Below are 13,911 nucleotides of genomic sequence, written 5' to 3'. Positions count from 1 at the left end.
TCCCACCGGAACGCTGCAACGCACGGGTGTGCGGATTTCATCCTTCCGCAACGAAACTCGTTCGATGGTCTGAGGTGCCACCCCGGACGACTTCCGTCGGAGGTCCGAAGCGCGGGGCCGAACGGGTCAGGCGGCGGCGCTGCCCGCCTCCTCGGGGACGTCCGTGATCGCCGCGCACCGCGCCGCCAGGTCGTCCAGCGAGAGGCCGAGCGTCGCGGCCAGGGCCGCGACGGTGCCGAAGGCGGGGGCGAGGGCCCGGCCCGTCTCGATCTTGCGAAGGGTCTCGGCGGAGACCCCGGCGACGGCGGCGATCTCGGCCATGCTCCGTTCGCCACGCGCCTGCCGCAGCAGAACACCGAGGTAACGGCCGCGTTCGCGTTCCAGCGGGGTGAGGGGTGTGCGCACCATGACCGTGATAGTAATACCGGTATAAGAATTGGGTCGACGGGATCGGTCGACGGATCGGAGGGGCGAGGGCCATGGTGGAGATCAAGACGGACGCGGCACTGGACGCGATGCGGGAGGCGGGCCGGGTGGTGGCCCAGGCGCTGGAGGCGGCGCGCGGCGCCGCCGCCGTCGGCGTCACGCTGCACGAGTTGGACGAGGCGGCACGCACCGTACTGCGCGAGGCGGGGGCCGACTCACCGTTCCTCGGCTACCGGCCGCAGTTCGCGCCGACCCCGTTCCCCGCCGTCATCTGCACCTCCGTCAACGACGCGATCGTGCACGGCATCCCGGACGGCTACCGGCTGCGCGACGGCGACCTGCTCAGCGTCGACTGCGGGGCCGTGGTGGACGGCTGGGCGGGGGACGCGGCGGTCAGCTTCACCGTCGGCACTCCGCGCCCCGCCGACGAGCGGCTGATCGAGGCCACCCGGCGCGCCCTGGAGGCGGGCATCGCGGCGGCCGTGGTCGGCGCCAGGCTCGGGGACGTCGGCCACGCGATCGGCAGCGTGGGGCGGACGGCCGGATACGGCATCCCGGCCGACTTCGGCGGGCACGGCATCGGGCGCCGCATGCACGAGGACCCGCCCGTCCCCAACGAGGGGCGGCCCGGCCGCGGCTTCCCGCTGCGGCACGGGCTGGTGATCGCGATCGAGCCGATGTTCCTGGCAGGCGGCTCGGACGCGTACGTGACGGACGACGACGGCTGGACGCTGCGCACGGCGAACGGCGGACGGGCCGCGCACAGCGAGCACACGGTGGCGATCACGGAGGACGGCCCCCGCGCGCTGACGCTGCCGTAAGTCGTAAGCCGCGCGAGTGCTGCCGTCAGCCGTACGAGCGCGAAACCCCGGCAGCCGGCGGCTACCCGAGCAGCTGGGTGAAGCGCGGCAGGTCGATGTTGCCGCCGGAGATCACCACGCCCACCCGGGGCGGGAGCTTCTCGATCCGGCCCGCGAGCAGAGCGGCGAGCCCGGCCGCCCCGCTGGGCTCGACCACGATCTTCAGATAGTTGAAGGCCAGGGCCATCGCCGAGCGGATCTCCTCGTCGCTGACGAGGACCACCTCGTCCAGCACCCGCTGGTTGATGGCGAACGACAGCTCCCCGGGGGTCTCCAGCGCCTGCCCGTCGGCGATCGTCCGGGGCACCGGAATCCGGATCCGGTGCCCGGCCTCCAATGAGCGCTTGTAGTCGTCGCCCGCCTCCGGCTCCACTCCCACCGTACGGATCGAGGGGTCCAGGGCCCGTGCGGCGGTCGCGCAGCCCGCCATCAGTCCGCCGCCGCCGACCGGCGTGACCAGCGCGCCCAGCTCCCCGACCTGCTCCATCAGCTCCAGACCGACGGTGCCCTGTCCCGCGATGACATGCGGGTGCTCATAGGGCGGCACGAGGGTCAGCCCGCGGTCGGCGGCCAACTTCTCCCCGATGGCCACCCGGTCGCCGGTGTAGCGGTCGTAGGCCACCACCTCCGCGCCGTACCCGAGGGTCGCGGCGCGCTTGGACGCGGGCGCGTCCTCCGGCATGAGGATGACCGCGGGCACGCCCAGCAGGCGCGCGGCCAGCGCGACGGCCTGGGCGTGGTTGCCGGAGGAGTACGCGGCCACGCCGCGGCGCAGTTCGTCCGCGGAGAGTTGGGCGATGGTGTTGTAGGCGCCGCGGAACTTGAACGCGCCGACGCGCTGGAAGTTCTCGCACTTGAGGAAGACCTCGGCGCCGACCCGCTCGTTCAGGATCCGCGAGGTCATCACCGGCGTCCGGTGGGCGACCCCGCCGATCCGGGCCGCCGCCGCGCGGATGTCGTCGAATGTCACCCGCTGATGCGCCTGCGTGGTCATGCCGACCCGCCTTCCTCTGGTGATGTCTGACCCGCCGGTGACGTCCGCTCGGCCGGTCCGGTCTGCCCGGCCTCCTTGCGGACGTCTGACAGATACGTGTACGCCGACGCCCGGGAGATACCGAGCCGGGCGGCCACACGGGGCACCGCCCGGCGCACCGCGAACACCCCGGTGGCGTCCAGCCGGGCGAACAGGGCCATGCGCTCGGCCCGGTCGAGATCCGCCCACTGCTTGCCCTGGGCGAGCTGGAGGCCGTCCACCGCCGCGTCGACCACGTCGTCCACGTCGTTGCTGAAGGTCGTCGTCGGCACCGCGGCGCCCGCCGCCGCGGCCGCGAGGTCACCGACGCCGACGAGGTCGCCGACCAGCTCATGGACCTGCCGCAGGGCCGTGATGTCGAGATTGACGCAGAAGGCCCCGAAGGCGGTGCCGTCGGAGGTGCGCAGCACCACGGTGGAGGACTTGAGCATGCGCCCCGAGGGAGTGCGGGTGACGTAGTTGAGCCGGTCGGGCGCGGTGTCGCCCTGCCGCAGCAGGTCCATGCCGATCTGGCTCATGGCGCCGCCGACGGTGCGGCCGGTGAGATCACCCGCGATGACGGCCACGGAGCCTTCCGGCTGCCGGAAGTCGTGTACGACGACCTCGCAGGACCGCCCCAGAGTGGCCGCCAGCCCCTCGGCGACCGGGCGGAGGGCGGCGATGATGAGGTCCGCTTCACTACTCACTGGAAAAACTGTACAGCCCTTGGACGATTCATCCAAGGGCTGTACAGGCGGAGCGTGTACGCGCAGATGGAGAGGCGTACGGAGGGGCTCAGGCGCGGGACGCGGCGATCTGGCGGGCCATGATCGTGGTCAGCTCGTACGCCGTGTGGGAGGCCGCGACGGAGGTCATCTCGGCATGGTCGTAGGCCGGGGCGACCTCGACCAGGTCGGCGGAGACCAGGTTGCAGCCCGCCAGCCCGCGCAGGATCTCCAGCAGCTCGCGGGAGGTGAGACCGCCGGCCTCCGGGGTCCCGGTGCCCGGCGCGTGGGCCGGGTCCAGGACGTCGATGTCGATGGAGATGTACAGCGGGCGGTCGCCGATGCGCTGGCGGAGCTGGTCGGCCACCTCGTCCACGCCGCGCCGCATGACGTCGGCGGAGGTGACGATGCCGAAGCCCATCTTCGCGTCGTCGTCCAGGTCCTGCTTTCCGTACAGCGGGCCACGGGTACCGACATGCGAAAGAGCGGAGGTGTCGAGGATGCCCTCCTCGACCGCGCGCCGGAACGGCGTGCCGTGGGTGTACTCCGCACCGAAGTAGGTGTCCCACGTGTCCAGGTGCGCGTCGAAGTGCAGCAGCGCGACGGGGCCGTGCTTGCGGGCGACCGAGCGCAGGATCGGCAGCGCGATCGTGTGGTCCCCGCCGAGGGTCATCAGGCGGGCGCCGGTGCCCAGCAGCTCGTCCGTGGCCTCCTCGATCGTCTCGACGGCCTCGTTGATGTCGAACGGGTTCGCGGAGATGTCACCGGCGTCGGCGACCTGCGCGAGCGCGAAGGGGGAGGCGTCCTGGGCGGGGTTGTACGGGCGCAGCAGCCGCGAGGCCTCACGGATGGCGTTGCCGCCGAAGCGCGCGCCGGGGCGGTAGGAGACCCCGGTGTCGAAGGGCACGCCGACGACGGCGACGTCGGCGGTGCCGCCGACCTGGTCGATGCGCGGCAGCCGGGCGAAGGTCGCGGGCCCGGCGTAGCGCGGGATACGGGACGAGTCGAGCGGGCCTACGGGCTCACGGACGTCTGTGCTCATGGCGGCTGCTGCCTCTTGGCGGTGCGGGGTCAGGGGATACGGATATCGAGCGTAGGGAGGGCAACGGAATCCGCACATGTACGTTTCCAAAGGCCAAGGACGGCTATTTGGACACCACGTCCATTTCCTTGGCTCAGGGGAGACAATGGGCCGCATGCCGATACCGAGCTCCGCGCCCAGCCGCCCCGAACTGATCGACCACCTCGTCCAGACGCGTATCGCGGGGAACGTCGCCACCCCTCGGGACAACAACCTCTCCCACTACCGCAAGCTGGCCAACGGCGACCGGCACTACTGGCTGGGGCTGGAACTGAGCGACCGCTGGGCCGACGAGCAGGACGTGCTGGCGGTCATGGCGGAGCGGTGCGGCGTGATCGACGATCCGGAGCACCGCGTTGGGCAGGACACCATCGACCCGGAGCTGACGGTCGGCGCCCTGGACCGGATGGCCGCGGAACTGCGCAAGGCCGCGGAGGCGGGTGCGCGGGTGCTGTTCGCCACCGGGCACCCGGGCGGGCTGCTGGACGTCCACCGCGCCACGGCCGCCGCGCTGCGGGCCGCGGGCTGCGAGATCGTCGAGATCCCCGGTGGGCTGGAGGCGGACGAGGGGTACGTCTTCCAGTTCGCCGACGTGGCGGTGCTGGAGCGCGGCGCGACGCTGTGGCACACCCACTCCCCCGCCCCGATGGCGGCGATCCTGGACGGGCTCGCCCGGGAAGGCCGACCGCTGCCGGACCTGGTGGTGGCCGACCACGGCTGGGCGGGCTGCGCGGGACAGCGCGGCATCAAGGCCGTCGGGTACGCGGACTGCAACGACCCGGCGCTGTTCCTGGGTGAGGCGGAGGGCACGCTGGCGGCGGTGGTACCGCTGGACGACCACGTGACCAACCCGCGGTTCTACGACCCGATGACGGCCTACCTGCTGGACGCGGCGGGACTCACGGCTCAGTTCTGAGCCGGGCCGCCGCCCTCCGGCGCGGCCGCGGCCCTGGGCCGCGGCACCCGGATCATGCCTTCCTGGACCACCGACACCGCCAGTTGCCCGTCCTGCGTGAAGATCCGCCCCTTGGCGAGGCCGCGGCCGCCCGACGCGGTCGGGCTCCGCTGGTCGTAGAGCAGCCACTCGTCGGTCCGGAAGGGCCGGTGGAACCACATGGCGTGGTCCAGGCTGGCGCCGACCACGTCACCGACGGCCCAGCCGCCCCGCCCGTGGGCGAGCAGCACCGGGTCCAGCAGCGTCATGTCGGAGACGTAGGTGGCCAGGCAGGCGTGCAGCAGCGGCCGGTCGAGATCGCCGTCCAGTTTGCCGTTCATCCGGAACCAAACCTGCGACTTGGCGTCGCGGGGCTGCCCGATGCTGCCGTACGGCGGTGCGTCCACGTACCGCAGATCCACGGCGGAACGGACCTGGACCATGCGCCGGATGACCCGGGGATCCGCGAACAGATGGGCGTAACGCGAAACTTGTTCCCGCGCGGTCGGCAGGGTCAGCGGATCGGGCGCCGCCGGCATCGGCTCCTGGTGCTCCAACCCCTCCTCGTACAGCTGGAAGGAGGCGGAGAGATGGAACATCGGCTTCCCGTGCTGGACGGCGACGACCCTGCGGTTGCTGATGGAGAGGCCGTCGCGGATCCGGTCGACGGTGTAGACGATCGGCGCGCGGGGGTCACCCGGCCGCAGGAAGTACGAGTGCAGTGAGTGCACGGCGCGGTCTGCCGGAACGGTGCGTCCGGCGGCGGCCAGGGCCTGGGACGCCACCTGGCCGCCGAAGGCCCGCTCCACCACGGACGGGCGGCTCGCGCCACGGAAGATGTCCCGGTCGATCTGCTCCAGGTCGAGCAGATCGACCAGGCTCTGAAGGGCTTCGTTCATGGCTCGAGAACCTGCGGAGGGCGCGCTCCCGGGGAGCGGTGGGAACGGTTCACAGCCCCATCGACTTGGCGATGATGGACCGCATGACCTCGCTGGTGCCGCCGTAGATGCGGGTGACGCGGGTGTCCGCGTACAGGCGGGCGATGGGGTACTCCATCATGTAGCCGTAACCGCCGTGCAGCTGGAGGCACTTGTCGATCACGGCGGCGGCCCGCTCGGTGGTGAAGAGCTTGGCGGAGGCGGCGTCGGCGGCGGTCAGCTCACCGGCGTCGTGGGCGTCCAGGGCCCGGTCCACCACCGCCTGCATGGCGTCCACCTCGGACTTGCAGTCGGCGAGCACGAACTTGGTGTTCTGGAAGGACGCGACCGTCTTGCCGAAGACGGTGCGGTCCCGCACGTAGTCCTTGGCGAACTCCACGGCCGCGGCGGCCTGGGCGTACGCGCTGACCGCGATGCCGAGGCGCTCCTGCGGCAGGTTGTGGGCGAGGTATCCGAACGCCCTGCCCTCCTCACCCAGCAGGTCCTCCACCGGCACCTTCACGTCGGTGAAGGACAGCTCGGCGGTGTCGGACGTCTTCAGCCCCAGCTTCTCCAGCTTGCGGCCGACCGCGTAGCCCTCCGAGGCGGTGTCGACGACCAGGATGGATATGCCGCCGCGGCGGTCCTCGGGGGTGGGCGGGGCGGTGCGGGCGCACACCAGGACGCGGTCGGCGAGCACGCCGCCGGTGATGAAGGTCTTGGCGCCGTTGAGAACGTAGTGCGTGCCGTCCTCGGAGAGCTTGGCGGTGGTCTTCATGCCGGCCAGATCCGAGCCGGTGCCCGGCTCGGTCATGGCGATGGCGGTCATCATCTCGCCGGTGACGAACGGCGGCAGCCAGCGCCGCTTCTGCTCCTCGGAGGCGTACTTGAGGAGGTACGGCAGGCACAGCGCCGTGTGCACGCCGCTGCCGCCGAAGCTCACGCCGGCGCGGGCGGTCTCCTCGGTGATGACGGCGTTGAACTTGAAGCTGGTCTCCCCCGCGCCGCCGTACTCCTCCGGCACCTCGATGCCGAAGACGCCCAGCTCGCCGAGCTTCCTGTAGAACTCGCGCGGAGCCTGCCCGGCCTCCCGCCACTCGTCGTAGTACGGCACGACCTCGGCGGCGATGAAGTCGCGGATGGTCTCGCGGAACGCCTCGTGGTCCTCGTTGAACACCGTCCGACGCATACTGACTCCTCGTGGGCGCGACCCGGACAACTCCGTGCCTAAGCGCTTGCTCAGTTGACTCTTGAAAGTTACCCGGCGGTCAGTGAGCTGTCCAGGGAATCAGCACCCCGGCCCCGCCCCGTCCGTCCCCGAGGCCGCCCCGAAGGCACCGAGGGCGAGCCGGTGCAGCAGCGTGGCAGTGGACTCACGGGCCGGAAGCGCGTCGGGGCGGCCGAGGTGCGGAGTGGAGTTGAGCAGGCCGAACACGGCGTGCACGGCGGCCCGCGCCACGTTCTCGGCGAGGTCCGGATAGACCTCGCGGACCACCTCGACCCACAGCTCCACGTACTGCCGCTGGAGCTGGCGCACCAGCTTGCGGTCGCTGTCGCGCAGCCGGTCCAGCTCACGGTCGTGCAGGGTGATCAGCGGGCGGTCGTCGAGCGCGAAGTCGATGTGGCCCTCGATGAGCGAGTCCAGCACGGCGGCGGGGCTGTGCCCCGCCGCACCGGCGTCGGCGACCCGGCGCTTGCCACCCGCCAGCAGCCGACCGCTGATACCGACGAGCAGCTCGGCGAGCATGGCGTCCTTGCCCGCGAAGTGGCGGTAGAGGCCGGGCCCGCTGATGCCGACGGCGGCCCCTATCTCGTCCACGCCGACGCCGTGGAATCCGCGCTCGGCGAAGAGCCGGGCGGCCTCCCTGAGGATCTGGTCGCGACGGGTCGTGGCGGGCGCTTGCGTACTCATGGAATTGATTCTAGACAGCGGCGTTAGCGGGCGTTAACCTGTTCGCAACAGGTTAACGCTCATTAACAGATCGGCCGGATCGGGCAAGGGGGCTCGCAGCCATGGAGCAGGCACCGGTGCTGAGGAGTGGCGCCGACCCGGGATCCGACGTCTGGCGCGCCAACGAGGCGGCGCACCGCGAGCTGTCGGCGCGGCTGCGCGAGAAGCTCGCGGTGGCGCGGCTGGGCGGCGGCGAGAAGGCACGCGCGCGGCACACCGCGCGCGGCAAGCTGCTGCCTCGGGACCGGGTGGACACGCTGCTGGACCCCGGATCGCCATTCCTGGAGCTGGCGCCGCTGGCGGCGGACGGGATGTACGAGGGCCAGGCCCCGGCGGCGGGGGTGATCGCCGGGATCGGGCGGGTCGCCGGGCGTGAGGTGGTGGTCGTCGCCAACGACGCCACCGTCAAGGGCGGCACCTACTACCCGATGACGGTGAAGAAGCACCTGCGCGCTCAGGAGGTGGCCCTGGAGAACCGCCTGCCGTGCCTCTATCTGGTCGACTCCGGTGGCGCCTTCCTGCCCATGCAGGACGAGGTCTTCCCCGACCGCGAGCACTTCGGGCGGATCTTCTACAACCAGGCGCGGATGTCAGGGGCCGGCATTCCGCAGATCGCTGCGGTGCTCGGCTCCTGTACGGCGGGCGGCGCGTATGTACCGGCGATGAGCGACGAAGCCGTCATCGTGCGCGAGCAGGGCACGATCTTCCTGGGCGGCCCGCCGCTGGTGAAGGCCGCCACCGGCGAGGTCGTCACCGCGGAGGAGCTGGGCGGCGGCGAGGTGCACTCGAAGGTCTCCGGCGTCACCGACCACCTCGCCGAGGACGACGCGCACGCGCTGCGGATCGTCCGCACCATCGTCTCCACGCTGCCGGAGTCGCTCGCGCAGCGAGGCCGGCTGCCCTGGTCGGTCACGGCCGCCGAGGAGCCCGCCGTCGACCCCGCGGGGTTGTACGGGGCGGTGCCGGTGGACTCGCGCACGCCCTATGACGTGCGCGAGGTCATCGCGCGGGTGGTCGACGGCTCGCGCTTCGCCGAGTTCAAGGCCGAGTTCGGGACGACGCTGGTCACCGGCTTCGCCCGGATCCACGGCCACCCGGTGGGGATCGTCGCCAACAACGGCATCCTGTTCTCCGAGTCCGCCCAGAAGGGCGCGCACTTCATCGAGCTGTGCGACCAGCGCGGTATCCCCCTGGTCTTCCTGCAGAACATCTCGGGCTTCATGGTGGGCCGTTCCTACGAGGCGGGCGGTATCGCCAAGCACGGCGCCAAGATGGTGACCGCGGTGGCCTGCACCCGGGTGCCGAAGCTGACCGTCGTGGTCGGTGGTTCGTACGGCGCGGGCAACTACTCCATGTGTGGCCGCGCGTATTCGCCGCGCTTCATGTGGATGTGGCCGAACGCCAAGATCTCGGTGATGGGCGGGGAGCAGGCCGCCTCGGTGCTCGCCACGGTCAAGCGCGACCAGCTGGAGGGGCGAGGCGAGAGCTGGAGCGCGGAGGACGAGGAGGCGTTCCGGGCGCCGATCCGCGAGCAGTACGAGACCCAGGGGAACGCGTACTACGCCACGGCGCGGCTGTGGGACGACGGCGTAATCGACCCGCTGGAGACCCGGACGGTGCTGGGGCTGGCGCTCACCGCCTGCGCCAACGCGCCACTGCCGAAGAAGGACCCCGCGGCGCCCGGCTACGGCGTCTTCCGGATGTGACGAGGGGGATGCAGACGATGTTCATGGCAGCTTCGGTGGACGCGGCGGGCGCGGCGGCCCGGGCGGGCGCCGGCGGTGTGCTGGTGGCCAACCGCGGCGAGATCGCGGTCCGGGTGATCCGCACGCTGCGGCGGCTCGGGGTCCGTTCGGTGGCGGTCTTCAGTGACGCGGACGCGGACGCCCGGCATGTGCGCGAGGCGGACACCGCCGTCCGCATCGGCCCGGCGCCGGCCGCGGAGAGCTATCTGTCCATCGAGCGGCTGCTGGAGGCGGCCCGGGTGAGCGGCGCGCGGGCCGTGCACCCCGGGTACGGCTTCCTCGCCGAGAACGCCGCCTTCGCCCGGGCCTGCGCCGACGCGGGGCTGGCCTTCCTCGGCCCGCCCGCCGCGGCGATCGAGCTGATGGGCGACAAGATCCGCGCCAAGGAGACGGTGCGGGCGGCCGGGGTGCCGGTGGTGCCCGGGTCCTCCGGCAGCGGCCTGACCGACGCGCAGTTGGCGGACGCGGCCCGCGAGATCGGCATGCCCGTGCTCTTCAAGCCCTCGGCGGGCGGCGGCGGGAAGGGCATGCGGCTGGTGCGGAGCGAGGAGCTGCTGGCGGAGGAGATCGCGGCCGCCCGGCGTGAGGCCCGCGGGTCCTTCGGCGACGACACCCTGCTGGTCGAGCGCTGGATCGACCGGCCCCGGCACATCGAGATCCAGGTGCTGGCCGACGGCCACGGCAACGTGCTGCACCTGGGCGAGCGCGAGTGCTCGCTCCAGCGACGCCACCAGAAGATCATCGAGGAGGCGCCGAGCCCGCTGCTGGACGCCGCCACCCGGGCGGCGATGGGCGCGGCCGCGGTCCAGGCGGCACGGTCCTGCGGCTACACGGGCGCGGGCACGGTGGAGTTCATCGTGCCGGGCGACGACCCCTCCGCCTACTACTTCATGGAGATGAACACCCGGCTCCAGGTCGAGCACCCGGTGACGGAGCTGGCCGTGTCCATCGCCGGCCGGGACGAGCTGGACCTGGTGGAGTGGCAGGCGCGGATCGCCGCCGGGGAGCCGCTGCCGTTCGCCCAGGACGACATCTCCTTCACCGGGCACGCCGTGGAGGCCCGTATCTGCGCGGAGACCGCCAGAGTGTCGGGTGACCGGGTGGACTTCCTGCCCTCCGCCGGCACGGTGCGCGCCCTGAGCGAGCCGCACGGCGAAGGGGTGCGGGTGGACTCCGGGCTGTCCCAGGGCACCGAGGTCGGCACGCTCTACGACCCGATGCTCGCCAAGGTGATCGCCCACGGCCCTGACCGCGCCACGGCGCTGCGCCGGCTGAGCGCCGCCCTCGCCCGGACCACCGTCCTCGGTCTGGACACCAATGTCGGCTTCCTGCGCCGCCTGCTCGCCCACCCCGCCGTGGTCTCCGGCGAGCTGGACACCGGCCTGGTCGACCGCGACGCGACCGCCCTGGTGCCCCTCGGCGTCCCGGACGAAGTGCTGGCAACGGCGGCCCTGCTGCGGCAGCACGCGCTGGAACCCGGCGCGCGCCCCGCACCGGGAGGCGCGGCCGGCTGGGTCGACCCGTTCTCGGTGCCTTCCGGCTGGCGGCTCGGCCGCGAACCCGCCTGGACCGTGCACCACCTGCGCGTTCCCGGCCATGAGCCGGTCACGGTCCGCGTGCGCGGCAGGGCACGCGACGCGGAGATCCGTATCGAGCGGCCCGACCAGGCCGACGCGCCCGGGGAACGCTCCACCGTGCGTGCCCGGCTCCTGGAGGCCGCCTCCGGCCGGGTGACCGCCGCCTGGGACGGCGTCATCCACCACTTCGTCACCGCGCCCGGCGCGGAGGGCACCTGGCTGGGGCGGGACGGCGACACCTGGCATCTGCTCGACCACGACCCGGTCGAAGCCGCCCTGCACGGCGGCGCGGCAGCGGCCCACGCGGGGACGCTCACCGCCCCCATGCCCGGCACGGTCACCGTCGTCAAGGCGGCCGTGGGCGACGAGGTCACCGCGGGCCAGGGCCTGCTGGTGGTCGAGGCGATGAAGATGGAGCACCTGATCTCCGCCCCGCACGACGGCACGGTCACCGAGCTGGACGTGACCGCGGGCAGCACTGTCGCCATGGACCAGGTGCTCGCCGTCGTCACCCCGCACGACAGTGAGGAGGGCGAGTGATGTCCCTGCCCGACGGACTGCCCATGACCGTACCGATGTCCGGACTACCGGCCCGGGTCCGGATCCACGAGGTGGGGCCGCGCGACGGCCTGCAGAACGAGAAGGCCGTCGTCCCGGTCGAGGTGAAGGCCGAGTTCATCCGACGACTCGCCGACGCCGGGCTGTCCACCGTCGAGGCGACGAGCCTCGTCCGCCCCGAGTGGGTGCCCCAGCTGGCCGACGCCGAGCAGCTGGTGCCGCTGCTGAAGGACGTTCCTGCCGAGCTGCCGGTCCTGGTGCCCAACCAGCGCGGCCTGGAGCGCGCGATGGCGCTGGGCGTCCGCCGCATCGCCGTGTTCGGCAGTGCGACGGAGACCTTCGCCCAGCGCAACCTCAACCGCTCCGTCGACGAGTCCCTCGCCATGTTCGAGCCGGTCGTGGCCCGCGCCCGCGAGGCGGCGATGCGGGTGCGCGGCTATCTGTCGATGTGCTTCGGTGACCCGTGGGAGGGCCCGGTCCCGGTCCGGCAGGTGGTGGCGGTGGCCAAGCGCCTGATGGATCTCGGCTGCGACGAACTGAGCCTCGGCGACACCATCGGCGTGGCCACCCCCGGCCATGTCCGCGAGCTGCTCGCCCGGCTGGGAGACGCGGGCGTGCCCGCCGACCGGCTCGCCGTGCACTTCCACGACACCTACGGCCAGGCTCTCGCCAACACCCTCGCGGCGCTGGAGCACGGCGTCACCACCGTCGACGCCTCCGCGGGCGGGCTCGGCGGCTGCCCGTACGCGAAGAGCGCCACCGGGAACCTCGCGACCGAGGACCTGGTGTGGATGCTCGACGGCCTCGGCATCGAGTCCGGGGTCGATCTCGGCCGTCTCACCGCCACCAGCGTGTGGATGGCCGGCCATCTGGGCCGACCCAGCCCATCCCGCACCGTCCGTGCACTCTCCCAGAAGGAGACTTGAGTCATGTCGCTCGACCACCGGCTGTCCGCAGAGCACGAGGAGCTGCGCCGCACCGTCGAGGCGTTCGCGCACGATGTCGTGGCGCCGAAGATCGGCGATTTCTACGAGCGGCACGAGTTCCCGTACGAGATCGTCCGCGAAATGGGCCGCATGGGGCTCTTCGGGCTGCCGTTCCCCGAGGAGTACGGCGGCATGGGCGGCGACTATCTCGCTCTCGGTATCGCCCTGGAGGAGCTGGCCCGCGTCGACTCTTCGGTCGCCATCACCCTCGAAGCCGGGGTCTCGCTCGGCGCGATGCCGATCTACCGCTTCGGCACCGAGGAGCAGAAGCAGGAGTGGCTGCCCCGGATGTGCGCGGGCGAGCTGCTCGGCGCGTTCGGGCTGACCGAGCCGGAGTGCGGCTCGGACGCGGGCGGCACGAGGACGACCGCCGTGCGGGACGGGGACAACTGGGTCATCAACGGCTCGAAGTGCTTCATCACCAACTCCGGCACCGACATCACCGGCCTGGTCACCGTCACCGCGGTCACCGGCCGCAAGGAGGACGGCTCCCCGCTGATCTCGTCGATCATCGTGCCGTCCGGCACCCCGGGCTTCACGGTCGCGGCGCCCTACTCGAAGGTCGGCTGGAACGCCTCGGACACCCGTGAGCTGTCCTTCTCGGACGTCCGCGTACCGGCCGCGAACCTGCTCGGCGAGGAGGGCCGCGGGTACGCCCAGTTCCTGCGCATCCTCGACGAGGGCCGCGTCGCCATCGCGGCCCTCGCGACCGGGCTCGCCCAGGGCTGCGTCGACGAGTCGTTGCGGTACGCCAAGGAGCGTCAGGCCTTCGGGCGGCCGATCGGCGCCAACCAGGCCATTCAGTTCAAGCTCGCCGACATGGAGATGAAGGCCCACACCTCGCGTCTCGCCTGGCGCGATGCCGCGTCCCGCCTGGTCGCCGGGGAGCCGTTCAAGAAGGAGGCGGCCCTGGCCAAGCTGTACTCGTCGACGATCGCGGTGGACAACGCCCGCGAGGCCACGCAGATCCATGGCGGCTACGGCTTCATGAACGAGTACCCGGTGGCCCGGATGTGGCGGGACTCCAAGATCCTGGAGATCGGCGAGGGCACGAGCGAGGTGCAGCGGATACTGATCGCCCGCGAGCTGGGGCTTTAGCCCGGTTGACCGCGCGGTCGGCCGGGGCGCCGCGGCGCCCC

At 72.0% G+C, this 13,911-nt stretch carries 13 protein-coding genes; 6 read left to right on the top strand and 7 right to left on the bottom strand.

Translation table 11 applies throughout. From position 1 onward, the window contains the following. Positions 1–126: 126 nt before the first annotated feature. Entirely contained in the window at positions 127–408 is a 282-nt protein-coding gene (locus ACQUSR_RS22235; RefSeq protein WP_431044355.1) for a helix-turn-helix transcriptional regulator, read from the bottom strand. Positions 409–479: 71 nt separating this feature from the next. Between ACQUSR_RS22235 and map the strand changes: the two genes are divergently transcribed. Then, a complete protein-coding gene (map, locus tag ACQUSR_RS22230; RefSeq protein ID WP_431044354.1) occupies positions 480–1,247 on the top strand; it encodes a type I methionyl aminopeptidase in 768 nt (255 codons plus the stop codon). Positions 1,248–1,308: 61 nt separating this feature from the next. Here map and ACQUSR_RS22225 read toward each other — a convergent pair whose 3' ends face one another. The 3 genes from ACQUSR_RS22225 to speB form a co-directional block, all read right to left on the bottom strand. Further along, positions 1,309–2,280 (bottom strand): pyridoxal-phosphate dependent enzyme, encoded by a 972-nt coding sequence (locus tag ACQUSR_RS22225; RefSeq protein ID WP_431044353.1) that lies wholly within the window; start codon positions 2,278–2,280, stop codon positions 1,309–1,311. Beyond that, positions 2,277–3,005, bottom strand: a complete 729-nt coding sequence (locus ACQUSR_RS22220; RefSeq protein WP_431044352.1) for a helix-turn-helix transcriptional regulator — start codon at positions 3,003–3,005, stop codon at positions 2,277–2,279. Before ACQUSR_RS22220 ends, ACQUSR_RS22225 begins: the two co-directional genes overlap by 4 nt. Before the next feature lie 88 nt (positions 3,006–3,093). Next, positions 3,094–4,065, bottom strand: coding sequence for an agmatinase (gene speB / locus ACQUSR_RS22215; protein ID WP_431044351.1), 972 nt, complete (start codon positions 4,063–4,065; stop codon positions 3,094–3,096). 154 nt (positions 4,066–4,219) lie between these two features. On the opposite strand from speB, the gene ACQUSR_RS22210 reads away from it, so the two are divergent. After that, complete coding sequence (locus ACQUSR_RS22210) at positions 4,220–5,020, top strand: phosphatase (RefSeq protein ID WP_431044350.1); 801 nt, start codon at positions 4,220–4,222, stop codon at positions 5,018–5,020. On the opposite strand, the gene ACQUSR_RS22205 is transcribed toward ACQUSR_RS22210, so the two are convergent. From ACQUSR_RS22205 to ACQUSR_RS22195, 3 genes are all read right to left on the bottom strand, one after another. Continuing rightward, entirely contained in the window at positions 5,011–5,937 is a 927-nt protein-coding gene (locus ACQUSR_RS22205) for an acyl-CoA thioesterase (protein ID WP_431044349.1), read from the bottom strand. The two genes, ACQUSR_RS22210 and ACQUSR_RS22205, sit on opposite strands and share 10 nt — an antisense overlap. Before the next feature lie 49 nt (positions 5,938–5,986). Continuing rightward, positions 5,987–7,144 (bottom strand): acyl-CoA dehydrogenase family protein, encoded by a 1,158-nt coding sequence (locus ACQUSR_RS22200; protein ID WP_431044348.1) that lies wholly within the window; start codon positions 7,142–7,144, stop codon positions 5,987–5,989. Positions 7,145–7,243: 99 nt separating this feature from the next. Then, positions 7,244–7,867 (bottom strand): SACE_7040 family transcriptional regulator, encoded by a 624-nt coding sequence (locus ACQUSR_RS22195; protein ID WP_431044347.1) that lies wholly within the window; start codon positions 7,865–7,867, stop codon positions 7,244–7,246. Between the two features lie 101 nt (positions 7,868–7,968). Between ACQUSR_RS22195 and ACQUSR_RS22190 the strand changes: the two genes are divergently transcribed. Genes ACQUSR_RS22190 through ACQUSR_RS22175 form a run of 4 tightly spaced genes read left to right on the top strand, consistent with a single transcriptional unit; the run spans position 7,969 to position 13,870 of the window. Further along, positions 7,969–9,612 carry a carboxyl transferase domain-containing protein gene (locus ACQUSR_RS22190; RefSeq protein ID WP_431044346.1) on the top strand — a complete coding sequence of 548 codons (1,644 nt, stop codon included), beginning with the start codon at positions 7,969–7,971 and terminating at the stop codon, positions 9,610–9,612. Between the two features lie 23 nt (positions 9,613–9,635). Next, the gene (locus tag ACQUSR_RS22185) at positions 9,636–11,768 is read left to right on the top strand and encodes an acetyl/propionyl/methylcrotonyl-CoA carboxylase subunit alpha (protein ID WP_431044345.1); all 2,133 of its coding nucleotides are present in this window, start codon (positions 9,636–9,638) and stop codon (positions 11,766–11,768) included. After that, positions 11,768–12,712 carry a hydroxymethylglutaryl-CoA lyase gene (locus ACQUSR_RS22180; RefSeq protein WP_431044344.1) on the top strand — a complete coding sequence of 315 codons (945 nt, stop codon included), beginning with the start codon at positions 11,768–11,770 and terminating at the stop codon, positions 12,710–12,712. The genes ACQUSR_RS22185 and ACQUSR_RS22180 overlap by 1 nt, the downstream gene beginning before the upstream one ends. Positions 12,713–12,715: 3 nt before the next feature. After that, positions 12,716–13,870 carry an acyl-CoA dehydrogenase family protein gene (locus tag ACQUSR_RS22175; protein WP_431044343.1) on the top strand — a complete coding sequence of 385 codons (1,155 nt, stop codon included), beginning with the start codon at positions 12,716–12,718 and terminating at the stop codon, positions 13,868–13,870. Positions 13,871–13,911: the final 41 nt, after the last annotated feature.

Origin of the sequence: Streptomyces sp. P1-3, assembly GCF_050613155.1 — a bacterium.
GTDB lineage: Bacteria > Actinomycetota > Actinomycetes > Streptomycetales > Streptomycetaceae > Streptomyces.
The sequence above is the reverse complement of the archived record's forward strand: the minus strand, read 5'-3'. Positions and strand labels throughout refer to the sequence as shown.

Coding starts and splice junctions, on each gene's coding strand:
- ACQUSR_RS22235 (WP_431044355.1), bottom strand. CDS start 408: ATGGTGCGCACACCCCTCACCCCGCTGGAACGCGAACGCGGCCGTTAC.
- map (WP_431044354.1), top strand. CDS start 480: ATGGTGGAGATCAAGACGGACGCGGCACTGGACGCGATGCGGGAGGCG.
- ACQUSR_RS22225 (WP_431044353.1), bottom strand. CDS start 2,280: ATGACCACGCAGGCGCATCAGCGGGTGACATTCGACGACATCCGCGCG.
- speB (WP_431044351.1), bottom strand. CDS start 4,065: ATGAGCACAGACGTCCGTGAGCCCGTAGGCCCGCTCGACTCGTCCCGT.
- ACQUSR_RS22210 (WP_431044350.1), top strand. CDS start 4,220: ATGCCGATACCGAGCTCCGCGCCCAGCCGCCCCGAACTGATCGACCAC.
- ACQUSR_RS22205 (WP_431044349.1), bottom strand. CDS start 5,937: ATGAACGAAGCCCTTCAGAGCCTGGTCGATCTGCTCGACCTGGAGCAG.
- ACQUSR_RS22200 (WP_431044348.1), bottom strand. CDS start 7,144: ATGCGTCGGACGGTGTTCAACGAGGACCACGAGGCGTTCCGCGAGACC.
- ACQUSR_RS22195 (WP_431044347.1), bottom strand. CDS start 7,867: ATGAGTACGCAAGCGCCCGCCACGACCCGTCGCGACCAGATCCTCAGG.
- ACQUSR_RS22190 (WP_431044346.1), top strand. CDS start 7,969: ATGGAGCAGGCACCGGTGCTGAGGAGTGGCGCCGACCCGGGATCCGAC.
- ACQUSR_RS22185 (WP_431044345.1), top strand. CDS start 9,636: ATGGCAGCTTCGGTGGACGCGGCGGGCGCGGCGGCCCGGGCGGGCGCC.
- ACQUSR_RS22180 (WP_431044344.1), top strand. CDS start 11,768: ATGTCCCTGCCCGACGGACTGCCCATGACCGTACCGATGTCCGGACTA.
- ACQUSR_RS22175 (WP_431044343.1), top strand. CDS start 12,716: ATGTCGCTCGACCACCGGCTGTCCGCAGAGCACGAGGAGCTGCGCCGC.